The sequence below is a fragment of the Sphingopyxis sp. GW821-FHT10B01 genome, assembly GCF_059415685.1.
Genome location: NZ_JBWKNS010000008.1, coordinates 67,974 through 81,366 on the forward strand (window position 1 = coordinate 67,974; position 13,393 = coordinate 81,366).

Consider the following 13,393-nt stretch of genomic DNA (forward strand, 5'->3'; position numbering starts at 1 on the left):
ACCCTGATCAGTGGATGGCGTCGCTGCCAGCTTGACCGACAGATTCGATGTCGCGACCGGCACCCTTTACCGTGTTGCAGCCAGCGACCAGAAAGCTTGCCATCAGGGCGAGAAGGATTGCGCGGTAACTCGTCATATTTCTACCTCTCAGGATGTGGTGCAAAATGGCCCGGCACGCTTCGAGGGGGGGGAGGGAATGCGGGCCGGGCCAATGTTGCTGAGCAGCGCTGCGGGGGGGGCGATGACCGCTGCTCGAATGGGAAACGACCGAAATGTTCGATAAGTTCCCAAAAAAAATCACCGTGATGAATTTTTTTTTGGAGCCTTTTGAATCGCTTGGATTTCAAGCTTTTATACTCAGAGTACAGTCAGTCCGCTAAGCACTGCGAGGCCGAGGAAGGCGAGAAAACCCATGGAATCGGTCGTCATCGTGACGAAAATGGAACTGGCAACCGCCGGATCCTGATCGAGCCTGTCGAGCAATAGCGGGATGGCAACCCCGGCGACGCCTGCCACAAAGATGTTCACGACCATCGCGGCGGCGATGACCACGCCAAGCTGCGGATTACCGAACCAAAGCGCAGTCGCGGTTCCCGCGATCAATGCAATCGTCCCGCCGTTGAGCAGCGCAATCTTCATTTCACGCCAGATCGCGCGCCAGCTGTTCGAATCGGTCAGCTGGTTCATGGCAAGGGCGCGCACGGTCACTGCCAGTGTCTGCGTACCGGCGTTGCCGCCAACGCCTGCGACGATCGGCATCAGCGCGGCGAGCGCAACCATATGCTCGATCGCGCCACCGAAAAATCCGACGATCGAAGACGCCAGCAGCGCCGTGCCGAGGTTGGCGATCAGCCAGCGCACGCGTGCGCTATATGTCTCGCGGATCGGTTCGTTGATGTCCCCATCGCCGGCGCCCGACAGGCGGAGGATATCCTCGCCGGCTTCTTCCTGAATGATATGGACGACGTCATCGACGGTGATCATCCCGACGAGGCGTCCGGACCTGTCGATAACGGCGGCCGAAATTAGCGCATATTTCTGGAAGCGCAGCGCGACTTCTTCCTGGTCCATATCGACGGGAATCAGCGTCTGTTCGCGCTTCATCACGTCGCTGATCGCGATGTCGCGCGGGGTGCGCAATATCCAGCTCAGCTGGCAGGTGCCGACGGGGCGGTGCATCGGATCGACGACATAGATTTCCCAGAAATCGGTCGTCATGTCGACGTCTTCGCGCAGCCGGTCGATGACGTCGCCGACTGTCACATGTTCGGGAACCGCGACGAGGTCGCGCTGCATCAGGCGACCGGCGGATTCCTCGGGGAAGGACAGGGCGTCCTCGATCGCGGCGCGATCTTCGGGCTCCATCGCGTCGAGCACCGCCTGCTGCTCGTCGGCCTCCATATCCTCGATGATCGCGACGGCATCGTCGGTATCGAGTTCTGCCGCGAGTTCGGCAACCTGTTCGGGGTCGAGAAGGTCGATCAGTTCTTCGCGAACATAATCGTTCATTTCCGCCAGAACATCGGCGGACAGCATATCGCCCAGCACCGCGGCGAGCATCGGACGCTCGTCGCTGCGCGCAAGTTCGAACAGATCGGCGATGTCGGCGGGGTGGAGGCGGCCGACCCGCTCGCGCGCTGCTTCGCTTTCACCGGCCTCGGCGAGCTCGATGACGTCGCGAACGAATTCCGGCTTCAACCGGTCGTCTTCGTCCAACTCGGTCTCGGCCTCGCGCGCGGGCTGGTCACGGTCGCGATCGTCAATGATCGCCACTTCTTCGGGAGGCAGGGAATCTTCGCGTTTATCCATCGCGCGGTCCTCCCTGTGATTGTGCGGCGCGGGTCGCCGGCGGGCCGGACCTTCCCCTAGTGCCGGCACCGCCATATGGCAACGGCGGGGAGGCCAACTGACGCATTTAATGCGTGGCTTTGGCGGTCGGCCCGGCTATGGGACCGCCAACTTTAATAGGCAGGAGTCCTCTTATGTCCGATACGCTCACTCTTTCGTTGTCGACCGGCGATGTCGTCATCCGCCTGCGCCCCGACCTGGCGCCCCAGCATGTCGAGCGCATCACCAGCCTAGCGGCCGAAGGCTTTTACGACGATGTCGTTTTCCACCGCGTGATCCCGGGTTTCATGGCGCAGGGCGGCGATCCGACGGGCACCGGCATGGGCGGCAGCCCGCTGCCCGACCTGCCGCAGGAATTCAGCAGCGAGCCGCACGTCCGCGGCGTTTGCTCGATGGCGCGGTCGCAGAACCCCAATAGCGCGAACAGCCAGTTCTTCATCTGCTTCGACGATGCACGCTTCCTCGACAACCAGTATACCGTCTGGGGCGAAGTGATCGAAGGCATGGACAATGTCGATGCGCTGCCGAAGGGTGAGCCGCCGCGCGAACCCGGCAAGATCGTCAAGGCGACCGTCAGCTGATTTGAAAATCCCCGCTTCGGCGGGGATTTTTTTGTCTAGTCGCCGATAAAGCCATTGAGCCGCTCGCAGGCGGCGATCCAGTCCTGTTTGAATTCCTGAACGACTTGTCCGGCGCCCATCGCCTCGTTCATCAGGCCGACGCCCTGACCGACCCAATAGGTCGCGAGCGCTTTCGCCCCCTCATGGCCGCCTTCGGACAATTTATCGACCTTGCGCAGCGCGGGTTCGCTGACCAGCGATTGCAACGGCATCGGGAGCGGTTTGGGCGCATCTTCGGCTTCCCAGGCGTCGGTCCACGGCGAGCGGAGCTGGCGCGACGGTTTTCCGGTACGGCTCTTTGACCGCACCGTGTCGCGCGACGAGGCGGCGAGCATCTTTTCCTTCACCACCGGATTGGTTTCAGCCTCGGAGGTCGTCAGCCAGACCGATCCGGTCCAGGCACCATGCGCTCCCATCGCCATGGCGGCCGCCATCTGCCGTCCGGTGACGATGCCGCCTGCCGCCAATATCGGCGTGTTCGCGCCCACGGCTTCGACCGCCGCCGCAACCTCGGGCACCAGCACCATTGTCGCGACTTCGCCGCAATGTCCGCCTGCTTCGCCGCCGGCGACCACCAGAATATCGACACCGGCGCGCACTTGCGTCAGCGCATGATCGCGCGTTCCGACGAGCGCCGCGACGGGCACGCCGTGGCGCTTGCCGAGTTCCAGCATCAATGGCGGGGGGACACCCAGCGCATTGGCGATCAGCGCGATCGGGTGGCGAAATGCGACTTCAAGCAGCTTGGCCGCGCCCTGCGCATGCATATTGTCGCCGAAGCTCTGCCGGCCCGCCATCGCCTCGGACAGGCCCGCCGGATCGACCCCATGTTTTTCGAGCAATCCGGCGGCAAAGTTCAGATGGGTTTCGGAAACCAGCGCGATGGCGGACGAAGGCGCTTCGCCCTTGCCGACGAAACTGTTGGGGACGATCAGGTCGACGCCATAGGGACGCCCGCCGATATGTTCGTCGATCCACGCCAGTTCTTCCTCGAGCCGTTCGGGCGGCAGCGATGCGGCGCCGAAGACGCCCATGCCCCCCGCCTTCGACACGGCGACCACGACGTCACGGCAGTGCGAGAAGGCGAGCAGCGGGAATTCGATGCCGAGCATGGCGCAGATGGGGGATTGCATAAAGACCTCTCCGATGTTGGCTATGTTGCCACGTAGCGTGCATGTCAGCGCTAGTTTACGTAAACGTCAAGTTGATTTGCTGGGCGGGCTGATTATCGCAGGGACATGACCCAATTTTCCCTGCCCGATTTCGACCTCGATGCCTTTGTTCGTGCCATTTTGGCCGAAGATCTGGGGGCGGGGGGCGATATCACCTCGATGGCGACGATTCCCGCCGACGCCCGCTTCGGCGGGGTAATGGACAGCCGCGATGCGATCACCGTCGCGGGCTTGCCGATCGCCGAAGTTTTCTTTCACGCGCTCGAACCTGCCATGGAGATCGAGATATTGGTCGAAGAGGGCGCGCAGGTCGCGCCCGGCAGCGACCTGATGCGCCTGTCGGGCAATGCGCGTGCGATGCTGACCGCCGAACGGTCGGCGCTCAATACCGTCCAGCATCTGTCGGGAATTGCGACGATGACGCGCCAATATGTCGATGCGCTGGCGGGAACGGGCGCGACACTGCTCGACACCCGCAAGACGATTCCCGGCCTGCGCGTGCTAGAGAAATATGCAACCCGGATGGGCGGCGCGACCAACCATCGCATGGGCCTGTGGGACGCGGCGATGATCAAGGACAATCATGTTGCCGTCGCGGGCTCGGTCGAGGAAGCGGTGCGGCGCGCGGTCGCCGCCGGAATCGCGAGCATCATCGTCGAGGTCGACCGTGTTGCGCAAATCGAACCCGCGCTGAGTGCGGGGGCCACGCACCTGCTTCTCGACAATATGGGCCTCGACGACCTGCGCGCGTCGGTTGCCATTGTCGATGGCAAGGTACCGACCGAAGCGTCGGGGGGGGTGCGGCTCGACACGATCCGCGCGATCGGGGAAACGGGCGTGACCTATGTGTCGGTCGGGCGGCTGACCCAGTCGGCTCCAGCGGCGGATATCGGGCTCGATTTTGCGCTGGCCTGAAGAACAAGCCGTCGCCCCGCCTTCGCGGGGGCGACGTTTTGGGTTGGCCGGCGTTGCTTCCATGCTTTTGTTCGCGCCGGCGGCCGCCGAAGCACAGGCGCCGGCATGCCGGATTCCCGATCGCATTCCGGTCCCGCGCCTCGAACAGCCGCGCCGCGACGAACCTGTGCGCAAGCCTGCGACGACCGGTTACCTGCTGAGCATGAGCTGGTCGCCGCAGCATTGTGCCAATGTCCGTAACCCGCGCGATGCACGCGACCGCTTCCAATGTTCGGGCGAGAATGGCCGGTTTGGCTGGGTGCTCCACGGTCTGTGGCCCGAAACCGATAATCCCGGTTACCCCCAATGGTGCCGCCCGGCAAAGATCGTTCCGCAGCCGGTGTTGCGCCAGCATCTATGCATGACACCGTCGGCGCAGCTGCTCCAGCATGAATGGGCGAAGCATGGCACATGCATGAGCCCGAACCCCGCCGCCTATTTCCGCTCGGCCGAAATCCTGTTCCGTGCCGTGCGTTTTCCCGACATGACGGCACTGTCGCAGGCGCCGCAGACGGCGGGCAGCATCCGCCGCGCATTTGCCGCGGTGAATCCCGGAGTGACGTCACCGATGATCGCGGTGTCGATCGACAAGCAGGGGTGGCTCGGCGAAGTGCGGCTGTGCCTCGGCACGCGGATGAAGCCCGCGCGATGCAAGCCGTTCCAGACCGGAGCCAAGGACGGGCGTACGGTGCGAATCCAGCCGCTGCCGACGCGTTAAACCCGGCGCCGCAAAATGTCCCGCCGCGGGACGCCGCCGCGTTAACACTCTTTTAACCTTATCGACTCGTTAAGCTCGTCCTAGCTTCGAGTTCATGGACTCGGACGATCATATCGACATTCGCGGTCGCATCCGCGCGCACGGCGCACGGCAACTGGTGATCGCGCGGCTGAACGCCCCCGCAGACTGGCAGGGCGAGCTCCGAACCGCGCTCGCGGCGCATCGCGAACCCGCGACGATCTTCGCGGGCAGCGACCTTCGGCTGTTTCTTCAGAGCTTCGCAGTCTTCTTCACCGCAGCGATGATGTTTCTGCTTTAATCGCAGGCTTTATGCAGGCGCCACGCGAGAAAGGCTGACACGAGGCACATCACCGCGACCATCAGCAACGTATTGTCGATCGTCAGGCCCAAGCCGATCAATACGCTGAGCAACAGCGTCGCCGCGACCATGAAACCCGAATTGACGATATTGTTCGCCGCGATGGTGCGTGCGGTCTGCGACTTGGCGACCGTTCTCGTCAGGAAGGCATAGAGCGGTACGACGAACATGCCCCCGGCGATCGAAATGCCGAGAAGGTCGACGATGATACGGTCGCCCGCAGTCAGCGCGAGGAATTCACGCCAATTCATCAAAACGCCGTCGGCATGGACCCACCCCGTCACCGACCACCACAGATCGAGAACGAACAGCCCCATCACGATCACCGAACCTGGTGAGTAACGCGCCGAGACATGGCCTTTGAGCAGGCGGTTGACGACAATCGAGCCGATGGCGACCCCGACAGAGAAAATGGCGGTGAACAATGTTGCGACCGTCTTGTCGCCCCCGAGGGCGTTTTTGACCAACGGCGGGAACTGGGCGGCGAGGATGGCCGCGATCGCCCAAAAGAAGCTGATCGAGACGATGGCGAGAAACAGCCGGGGAATGTGCATCGTCGAATTGACGAGCCGCCAGGACGAGCGAAACACATTATGGTCGATCACCAGCCCCTCGGCTTCTTTCTCCGGCGGGGCGGCGGGCACGAAGCTGGCGGTGATCCGGCCGATCACGGCAACGATGACGATACCCGGAATTGCGATATGCGGCGGTGTCAGCCCGCCGACGATCGTGCCGCCGAGGATGGCGATATAGGTTCCCGCCTCTACCCAGCCGGTGCCGGCGAGAACCTCGTCCTCCTCCAGATGTTGGGGCAGGATGGCATATTTGATCGGGCCGAAGAAGGTCGAATGCGTCCCCATCGCGAACAGTGCGAGCAGCATCAGCGGGACATTGTGCAGCCAGATCCCCACTGCGCCGACGATCATGATGGCGATTTCCGCTGTCTTGATGAGCCTGATCATGCGGGTTTTGTCGGTGCTGTCGGCGAGTTGGCCGGCAAGCGCGGAGAAAAGGAAGAAGGGCAGGATGAAGAGGCCGCCCGCGAGTGCGTTGAACCACGCCTCGGTCTCGGGATCCTTGTAGATTGTGAAGGTGACGAGGATCACCATCGCCATCTTGTAGAAATTGTCGTTGAAGGCGTTGAGGAACTGGGTCGCGAACAGGGGCAGGAACCGGCGTTGCTTCATCAGCGCAAAGGAACCGGTCATTGAAAATCCACTTTTTTAACCCGACATCCGGGCAGGGCCGGAGCCATGAGGCAATATTGTTGTCGCCCGGGCGACTTATCGGTTAGGGCTTGCGGGGTCAAAGCCCATTTTGGAACGGATACGCCGACGGGGACCATGCTGAGCCTTCCGAACATCCTGACATTGTCGCGCATTTTTGCGGTGCCCATCCTGCTTTTCCTGCTGTGGCCGGGCGTTGTCGAAGGATCGCACCAGCCGAAGCCGATGGATTATGCCTTTGCCTTTGGCCTGTACTGCCTGATGGGCATTACCGATTATTTTGACGGTTATGTGGCACGGTCGCGGGGTATCGTGTCGCGGCTGGGTGCGTTCCTCGACCCGATCGCCGACAAGATCATGATCGCCGCGGTCATCCTTCTGCTCGTCTTTACCCGCGATATCACTGGCTATCATGTCATTGCGGCGTTGATGATCCTGCTGCGCGAGATCATTGTGTCGGGGCTGCGCGAATTCCTCGCGACGCTGCAGGTGTCGATGCCGGTGACCCAGCTCGCCAAGTGGAAGACGACGTTCCAGCTCGTCGCGTTCGGCGCGCTGATCCTTGCGGGCGCGCTGCCCGCGATGGCCTGGATCAAGACCGTCGGACTCGCCTCGCTGTGGGGGGCCGCGGTGCTGACGCTGATTACCGGCTGGGATTATCTGCGCGTCGGCCTGAAGCATATGGATTGAGCCGAAGATGGCGCTGACGCTCGCTTATTTCGCCTGGGTACGCGAACGCATGGGAATTGCGGAGGAGACGGTCGAGATTCCGGCGAGCGTTACCAGCGTCGGCGCTTTGGTAGCGTGGCTTGCAGCGCGTGATCCGCAGGGAGCCCGCGCCTTTGCCGAACCGGGCCGCATCCGTGCCGCCATCGACGGCGTGATGATGGGCCCCGATGCTCCGCTGTCGGGAGCCCGGGAAGTTGCACTGTTTCCACCGGTGACGGGAGGATGATTCGCGCGCTGGTCCAGACGGCGGCCATCGATGTCGCCAGCGAATTCGACCTTCACGACGCGGGCGGGCACGGCGCGAGCGCCAGCTTCATCGGACGGGTGCGCGGCGAGGGGGATTTGACCGAGCTGTTTCTCGATCATCATCCCGTGATGACCGAGGCGGAGCTGGCAAATCTCGCCCATGCTGCGGCCGACCGCTGGCACCTTGCCGCACTGACCTTGATCCACCGCGTCGGCGCGATGGGCCCCGGCGAGACGATCGTTCTCGTCCTCGCGAGCAGCCCGCACCGCGCCGGGGCGCTGGCGGCGTGCGAGTTCCTGATCGACCGGCTCAAGACCGATGTGATGCTGTGGAAGCGCGAGACCTTTGCCGACGGGCGCGCCGAATGGGTCGAACAGCGCGAAGGCGACCACGACCGTGCCGAAAGGTGGGACGGTTAATTCACCTTATGCTTGCGGAAAATGTCCGCGAGCATCCGGAACTCCTCGGCCCGCGGGCTGCCTTTGCGCCACACGAGCGCGATCGTGCGCCAGTCATGGTCCGAATCGAGCGGCCGCGTGTCGATGTCGGTATGGTCGAGGATGCCGGCCTCGATCGCCATTTGCGGCAGCATCGTGATGCCCAGCCCATTGTCGACCATCTGCACCAGCGTGTGCAGCGACGTCCCCATCATCCGCGCGCCGGCGCGTAGTTCGGGGCGATTGCACGCGGCGAGGACATGGTCCTTCAGGCAATGCCCATCCTCGAGCATCAGCATTTGCGAAGGGTCGATCTGGTCGGCGCTGACCATCGCGGGCAGGTTTTCGGACTGCTCACCCGGAAAGGCGACGAACAGCGCATCGTCGAACAGGGCCTCGCTCTCGACGTCGCCGCAGCCATAGGGGAGCGCGAGCAGCACGCAATCGACGGTACCATGGTGCAACGACTCGCAGGCCTGCGCGCTCGGCTCTTCGCGCAGGAAGAGCTTGAGCGACGGGCGCTCCTTGCGGAGTCGCGGCAGCAGGCCGGGGAGGAGGAAGGGCGCGATCGTCGGGATTACACTCATCCGCAGTTCGCCGACCAGCGGTGCCGCAGCGGCGGCGGCCATATCCGCCAGCTCCTCGGCTTCGCGGAGCACGCGGTGCGCCTTTTCGACGATCGAGTTCCCCAGCCCGGTGAAGCGCACGACGCGGCGCGTACGCTCGACGAGGGTCTGGCCGAGCAGGGTTTCGAGCTCGCGAATCCCCGCCGACAAGGTGGACTGCGTGACATTGCAGGCGTCGGCCGCGCGGCCAAAATGACCATGTTCGTGCAGCGCAACGAGATATTGCATCTGTTTGAGCGAAGGGAGGTAATTGTGCATTGATCGAATGTAGCGATGATTGCGACGATTTCGAGACAATAATTCGATTAAAATTCGAAACCGATATGGCGGCGTTTGTGGCGGCGTTTGTTGCCGCGATCCGTCACGCCGTGATAGCTATATCCGATCAACCGGCGCGGAGGGGCGTATGGCGATTTCCCGATTTCTGATTGGCGGCATGGCAAGCGCGCTGCTGCTCACCGGCGGTGTGTTCATGTGGAAAGGCTATACCCAGATTACCGAAGAAGAGGTGCTCCCCGATCCGCCGCCCGCCATGCCCGCAATTCCCGTCGCCAACGCCAATGCCCCGAAGCGCGGCCCGGCGCCGCCGGCGCTGCCCGCCGCCAAGGAGGCCTCGCGCGAGGAGCGGCGCTTCAACCGTTTCGACCGTGACCGCAACGACAGGATCAGCCGCGTCGAGCTGATGTCGTCGCGCACCGCGGCGTTTCGCAAGCTCGACAAGGACGGCAACAATCTGCTGACCTTCGAGGAATGGGCCGCGGCGACGGGACAGCGTTTTGCGGGGGCCGATGGCGACAAGTCGGGCGACCTGACGCGGGCGGAGTTTGCGACGACGGCGCCGAAACCGGCGGTGAAGCCGAAATGTAGCTGCTGATATGTTCCCCGGCTTGCGCCGGGGATCCTTACGCCGCGATCCCGTCGGCCTGCTTGATCCACGCAGCCAGCGACGATCCCGCCCGCTGCGTATACCCCAGCTTGCGGTCCTTTTTGCGGACATCCTCGGCGAGCGGCGGGAAGAGGCCGAAATTGACGTTCATCGGCTGATAGCTCGCGGCATCGGCGCCGCCGGTGATGTGACCGAGCAGCGCTCCGAGTGCGGTATCGGGCGGCGGGGGCGGCAGATCGCGGCCCCCGAGCTCGGCCGCGGCGAAGCGCGCGGCGATGAGGCCGATCGCGGCGCTTTCGACATAGCCTTCGCAGCCGGTGATCTGCCCGGCGAAACGGATATGCGGTGCCGATTTGAGGCGGAGCTGTGCGTCGAGCAGTTCGGGCGAGCGAATGAAGCTGTTGCGATGGAGGCCGCCGAGGCGCGCAAATTCGGCTTTTTCAAGGCCGGGGATCGTCCGGAAAAGCTCGACCTGCGCGGCGTGCTTCAGCTTGGTCTGGAAGCCGACCATGTTCCACAAGGTGCCGAGGGCATTGTCCTGGCGGAGCTGGACGACCGCATAGGGCCAGCGCCCGGTGCGCGGATTGTCGAGGCCGACGCCTTTCATCGGGCCGAAGCGCAAGGTTTCGGGGCCGCGCTCGGCCATCACCTCGATCGGCATACAGCCTTCGAAATAGGGGGTGTTGGTCTCCCATTCCTTGAATTCGGTCTTGTCGCCGTCGACGAGCCCCTGGACGAAGGCGTGATATTGATCCTTGTCCATCGGGCAGTTGATATAATCCTTGCCGTCGCCGATCGGCCCGACCTTGTCCCAGCGGCTCGCCATCCACGCGATGTCCATATCGACGCTGTCGCGATAGACGATCGGGGCGATCGCATCGAAAAAGGCAAGCGCGTCCTTGCCGGTCGCGGCGCCGATGCTCGATGCAAGACCGGCCGCGGTCAGCGGGCCGGTCGCGACGATCGTCAAACCCTCCGATGGCAGCGTATCGATGCGTTCACGGACGATAGCGATGTTCGGATGGTTTTCGAGCGCGCGGGTGACACCGCCCGAGAAAAGATCGCGGTCGACCGCGAGCGCCGAACCCGCGGGCACCTTGTGCACATCGGCCTCGCGCATGATGATCGAACCGAGGCTGCGCATTTCGCGATGGAGGAGGCCGACGGCATTGCTGTCGCCATCGTCGCTGCGAAAGCTGTTCGAGCACACCATCTCGGCGAGCGCGTCGCCCTGGTGCGCGGGCGTCATATCGCCGCCGCCACGCATTTCCGAGAGGCGGACGCGAAATCCCGCCTCGGCAAGCTGCCAGGCGGCTTCGGATCCGGCGAGACCACCGCCGATGATGTGAATATCGTATGTCATTTGCCGTATCCGTTGACTTGCCCTGCATGCGCTGCGCGCGTTGATTTGGGCTTGCGCTGCGTTCGCCGCGCACTAGGCCCGTTGAAGACAAGATGCAAAGGGGCCGATGATGAACGAGGAACAGGGCTGGGATCGGGCGCGCTGGTTGTGGCTGCTGGCGCTGGCCGGCGGGATCAGCTTTTTTGCGGCGGTGTATTTGCGGCTCGATGGTCCGGCAATCTGGGCGTGGAAGACGAGCGGCGTCGGCTTGCTGGCGGTTTGGGCGGCGGCGAACGCCCGCGAGAAGAGCGGCTGGCTGATCGCAGCCGTACTCGGTTTCGGCGCCCTCGGCGATTATCTGCTCGATGCGAAAGGGCTTGTCGTGGGCGCGGCGGCGTTCGCGGTGGGGCATGTAATCGCCGTCATCCTCTACCTGACCAACCGGCGGGCGCAGATGACGCCGTCGCAGCGCCTGCTGGGCTGGGTGACCATGCCCGCCACGCTGGTGATCGTCTGGGCAATGCTGAGCCCGGCAGCGGGCTGGTGGCATGCCGCCGTCTATTCGCTGTTCGTCGCCGCGATGGCCGCGGCAGCGTGGACCAGCCGCTTTCCGCGCTATCGCACCGGGATCGGCGCGATGATATTTCTGGTGAGCGATTTCTTTATCTTCGCGGGGGAGGGCGCGGTTCTCTCCAAGGACGTCACAATGTGGCTCGTCTGGCCGCTCTATTTTGCAGGACAGGCGTTGATCGCCTGGGGCGTCGTCAGCACCTTAAGCAAGGAAGCGAGCGTCTAGCCCTCCCACGCCGCGATCGTCGTGCGGTGGAGCAGGCGGTCATGGCCGTCATAGCCGCCGGTCGCGCGATGGAGGACTGACCGATTGTCCCACATGACGAGCATGTCGGGTTCCCATCGGTGGCTGTAACGGAATTCCTCGCGCCCCTGCCACTGGATCAGTTCGTAGAGCAGGGGCAGGCCCTCGGCATCGTCGAGCCCGTCGAACCCGATGATATAGCCCGCGCAACCGAACAGGCCTTTGCGCCCGGTTTCGGGGTGCGCGCGAACAAAGGGATGAAGCTGCGTCTCGAGCGCCTCCTCGCCCGAGCGAATGTCCATGCTGCGATCCTTGTCTGTCGCGCCATACATGCCCGAGGGCGCGTAGCCGGCGCGGGCGCTGTGGACCGCCTGCAATCCTTCGACACGGGCGCGAAGGTCGGCGGGCATCGCGTCGAGCGCGGCGTGCTGGTTCGAAAATTCTGTGTTGCCGCCGACGGGCGGGATGGTGATGCCGAAGAGGCAGGTGCCGGCAGGCGGACGCTCCTGAAAGCTCCAGTCGCTATGCCAGTTTTCGGCGAAGAGCGGTGCGGTCTCGTCGGCCTTGCGCTTGACGGCAATGATATGGTCGTGGCCGGCGATAGGGCGGATGAAGGGATCGTCGCCGAAACCTCCGAAATAGCCGGTGAAGCGCTCGAGATCATCCTCGCTCATCTGCTGGTCGGGGAAGGCGAGAACATGATGATCGAGCCATGCGGCGCGGATCTCGGCGACGGTTTCGGGGGGGAGCGGCCGGGTCAGGTCTACGCCGGTAATGCTTGCGCCGCAGGACTGGCCGCTGAGGGTGATAGTGAGCGTCATGCGGAGAAGGTGCGCCTGTTGGGGCGCGGGGTCAATCGGGCGCGGCAGGCCGCCCCGAAAGCTGGCCGAACCGAGGATTTCGAGGCCTGAGGAGTTCGGCAGTTCAGCCAAATGCCATCTTTGTTTTCCTAATCTCACCCGCGGGGACCAAAACGGAGAAGACAGATGTTCCTGTTAAAACGACTGGCATTGACCGCTCTGATCGGTGCAAGCGCTCTCGCGGCGCTGCCGGCGGAAGCCGATGCACGCGACCGACATCGCGGCCATTCCTATTACAGCCACCGCGATAATGATCGTTATCGCGACTATCGGCGCGACTACCGGCGTGATTACCGCCGCGATGATCGGCGCAGCAACTATCGCGATCGCCGTTATTATTGCCGGCGTGGCAGCGGAACCACGGGTCTGATCGTTGGGGGCGCCGCTGGCGCCTTGCTCGGGCGCGAGGTCGACCGTTATGGCGACCGGGTTCCGGGCACGATTATCGGCGGCGCCGCGGGCGCGCTGATCGGACGCGAGATCGATCGCGGTGGTCGCCGCTGCTAGTGCGGTGACGGCTGCGGCCCGGCGCTAG

At 63.6% G+C, this 13,393-nt stretch carries 17 protein-coding genes; 10 read left to right on the plus strand and 7 right to left on the minus strand.

Translation table 11 applies throughout. The annotated features are described in order from the left end of the window. Positions 1–7: 7 nt before the first annotated feature. Both AC07NV_RS21030 and mgtE read right to left on the minus strand, forming a co-directional pair. On the minus strand, positions 8–136 hold the full coding sequence (locus tag AC07NV_RS21030; protein WP_447930778.1) for an entericidin A/B family lipoprotein: 129 nt from the start codon (positions 134–136) through the stop codon (positions 8–10). Between the two features lie 221 nt (positions 137–357). Continuing rightward, entirely contained in the window at positions 358–1,809 is a 1,452-nt protein-coding gene (mgtE, locus tag AC07NV_RS21035; protein WP_495168336.1) for a magnesium transporter, read from the minus strand. Between the two features lie 173 nt (positions 1,810–1,982). Here mgtE and AC07NV_RS21040 point away from each other — a divergent pair, with 173 nt between their 5' ends. Beyond that, positions 1,983–2,429, plus strand: coding sequence for a peptidylprolyl isomerase (locus AC07NV_RS21040; protein WP_495168337.1), 447 nt, complete (start codon positions 1,983–1,985; stop codon positions 2,427–2,429). Positions 2,430–2,464: 35 nt separating this feature from the next. On the opposite strand, the gene AC07NV_RS21045 is transcribed toward AC07NV_RS21040, so the two are convergent. Continuing rightward, on the minus strand, positions 2,465–3,601 hold the full coding sequence (locus tag AC07NV_RS21045) for an NAD(P)H-dependent flavin oxidoreductase (protein ID WP_495168338.1): 1,137 nt from the start codon (positions 3,599–3,601) through the stop codon (positions 2,465–2,467). A gap of 105 nt (positions 3,602–3,706) precedes the next feature. Between AC07NV_RS21045 and nadC the strand changes: the two genes are divergently transcribed. The 3 genes from nadC to AC07NV_RS21060 all read left to right on the plus strand — a co-directional run bounded on the left by nadC (position 3,707) and on the right by AC07NV_RS21060 (position 5,631). After that, entirely contained in the window at positions 3,707–4,555 is an 849-nt protein-coding gene (gene nadC / locus AC07NV_RS21050; RefSeq protein WP_495168339.1) for a carboxylating nicotinate-nucleotide diphosphorylase, read from the plus strand. A 61-nt stretch (positions 4,556–4,616) separates the two neighbouring features. Beyond that, positions 4,617–5,312, plus strand: coding sequence for a ribonuclease T2 family protein (locus AC07NV_RS21055; RefSeq protein WP_495168340.1), 696 nt, complete (start codon positions 4,617–4,619; stop codon positions 5,310–5,312). A 94-nt stretch (positions 5,313–5,406) separates the two neighbouring features. Further along, the gene (locus tag AC07NV_RS21060) at positions 5,407–5,631 is read left to right on the plus strand and encodes a hypothetical protein (protein ID WP_495168341.1); all 225 of its coding nucleotides are present in this window, start codon (positions 5,407–5,409) and stop codon (positions 5,629–5,631) included. Here the strand turns inward: AC07NV_RS21060 and AC07NV_RS21065 are convergent. Further along, entirely contained in the window at positions 5,628–6,899 is a 1,272-nt protein-coding gene (locus AC07NV_RS21065) for an MFS transporter (RefSeq protein ID WP_495168342.1), read from the minus strand. The two genes, AC07NV_RS21060 and AC07NV_RS21065, sit on opposite strands and share 4 nt — an antisense overlap. A gap of 135 nt (positions 6,900–7,034) precedes the next feature. On the opposite strand from AC07NV_RS21065, the gene pgsA reads away from it, so the two are divergent. From pgsA to AC07NV_RS21080, 3 genes are read left to right on the plus strand one after another with little or no spacing between them, the layout of a single operon-like run. Continuing rightward, positions 7,035–7,607 carry a CDP-diacylglycerol--glycerol-3-phosphate 3-phosphatidyltransferase gene (gene pgsA, locus AC07NV_RS21070; RefSeq protein WP_495168343.1) on the plus strand — a complete coding sequence of 191 codons (573 nt, stop codon included), beginning with the start codon at positions 7,035–7,037 and terminating at the stop codon, positions 7,605–7,607. Between the two features lie 7 nt (positions 7,608–7,614). Beyond that, positions 7,615–7,872 (plus strand): molybdopterin converting factor subunit 1, encoded by a 258-nt coding sequence (gene moaD, locus AC07NV_RS21075; protein WP_495168344.1) that lies wholly within the window; start codon positions 7,615–7,617, stop codon positions 7,870–7,872. Then, positions 7,869–8,312, plus strand: a complete 444-nt coding sequence (locus AC07NV_RS21080) for a molybdenum cofactor biosynthesis protein MoaE (RefSeq protein ID WP_495168345.1) — start codon at positions 7,869–7,871, stop codon at positions 8,310–8,312. The genes moaD and AC07NV_RS21080 overlap by 4 nt, the downstream gene beginning before the upstream one ends. Here the strand turns inward: AC07NV_RS21080 and AC07NV_RS21085 are convergent. Next, positions 8,309–9,214: a hydrogen peroxide-inducible genes activator gene (locus AC07NV_RS21085; RefSeq protein WP_495168346.1), complete on the minus strand. Its 906-nt coding sequence runs from the start codon at positions 9,212–9,214 to the stop codon at positions 8,309–8,311. The genes AC07NV_RS21080 and AC07NV_RS21085 overlap by 4 nt on opposite strands. A gap of 148 nt (positions 9,215–9,362) precedes the next feature. On the opposite strand from AC07NV_RS21085, the gene AC07NV_RS21090 reads away from it, so the two are divergent. Then, positions 9,363–9,830: an EF-hand domain-containing protein gene (locus AC07NV_RS21090; protein ID WP_495168347.1), complete on the plus strand. Its 468-nt coding sequence runs from the start codon at positions 9,363–9,365 to the stop codon at positions 9,828–9,830. Positions 9,831–9,858: 28 nt separating this feature from the next. Here the strand turns inward: AC07NV_RS21090 and trmFO are convergent, their stop codons facing one another. Further along, positions 9,859–11,205, minus strand: coding sequence for a methylenetetrahydrofolate--tRNA-(uracil(54)-C(5))-methyltransferase (FADH(2)-oxidizing) TrmFO (gene trmFO / locus AC07NV_RS21095; protein ID WP_495168348.1), 1,347 nt, complete (start codon positions 11,203–11,205; stop codon positions 9,859–9,861). A 106-nt stretch (positions 11,206–11,311) separates the two neighbouring features. On the opposite strand from trmFO, the gene AC07NV_RS21100 reads away from it, so the two are divergent. After that, positions 11,312–11,980 carry a lysoplasmalogenase family protein gene (locus AC07NV_RS21100; RefSeq protein ID WP_495168349.1) on the plus strand — a complete coding sequence of 223 codons (669 nt, stop codon included), beginning with the start codon at positions 11,312–11,314 and terminating at the stop codon, positions 11,978–11,980. Here AC07NV_RS21100 and AC07NV_RS21105 read toward each other — a convergent pair. Beyond that, positions 11,977–12,819 carry a TauD/TfdA dioxygenase family protein gene (locus AC07NV_RS21105; RefSeq protein WP_495168350.1) on the minus strand — a complete coding sequence of 281 codons (843 nt, stop codon included), beginning with the start codon at positions 12,817–12,819 and terminating at the stop codon, positions 11,977–11,979. The two genes, AC07NV_RS21100 and AC07NV_RS21105, sit on opposite strands and share 4 nt — an antisense overlap. A 165-nt stretch (positions 12,820–12,984) precedes the next feature. Here AC07NV_RS21105 and AC07NV_RS21110 point away from each other — a divergent pair, with 165 nt between their 5' ends. Continuing rightward, positions 12,985–13,365 carry a glycine zipper 2TM domain-containing protein gene (locus AC07NV_RS21110; RefSeq protein ID WP_495168351.1) on the plus strand — a complete coding sequence of 127 codons (381 nt, stop codon included), beginning with the start codon at positions 12,985–12,987 and terminating at the stop codon, positions 13,363–13,365. Positions 13,366–13,393: the final 28 nt, after the last annotated feature.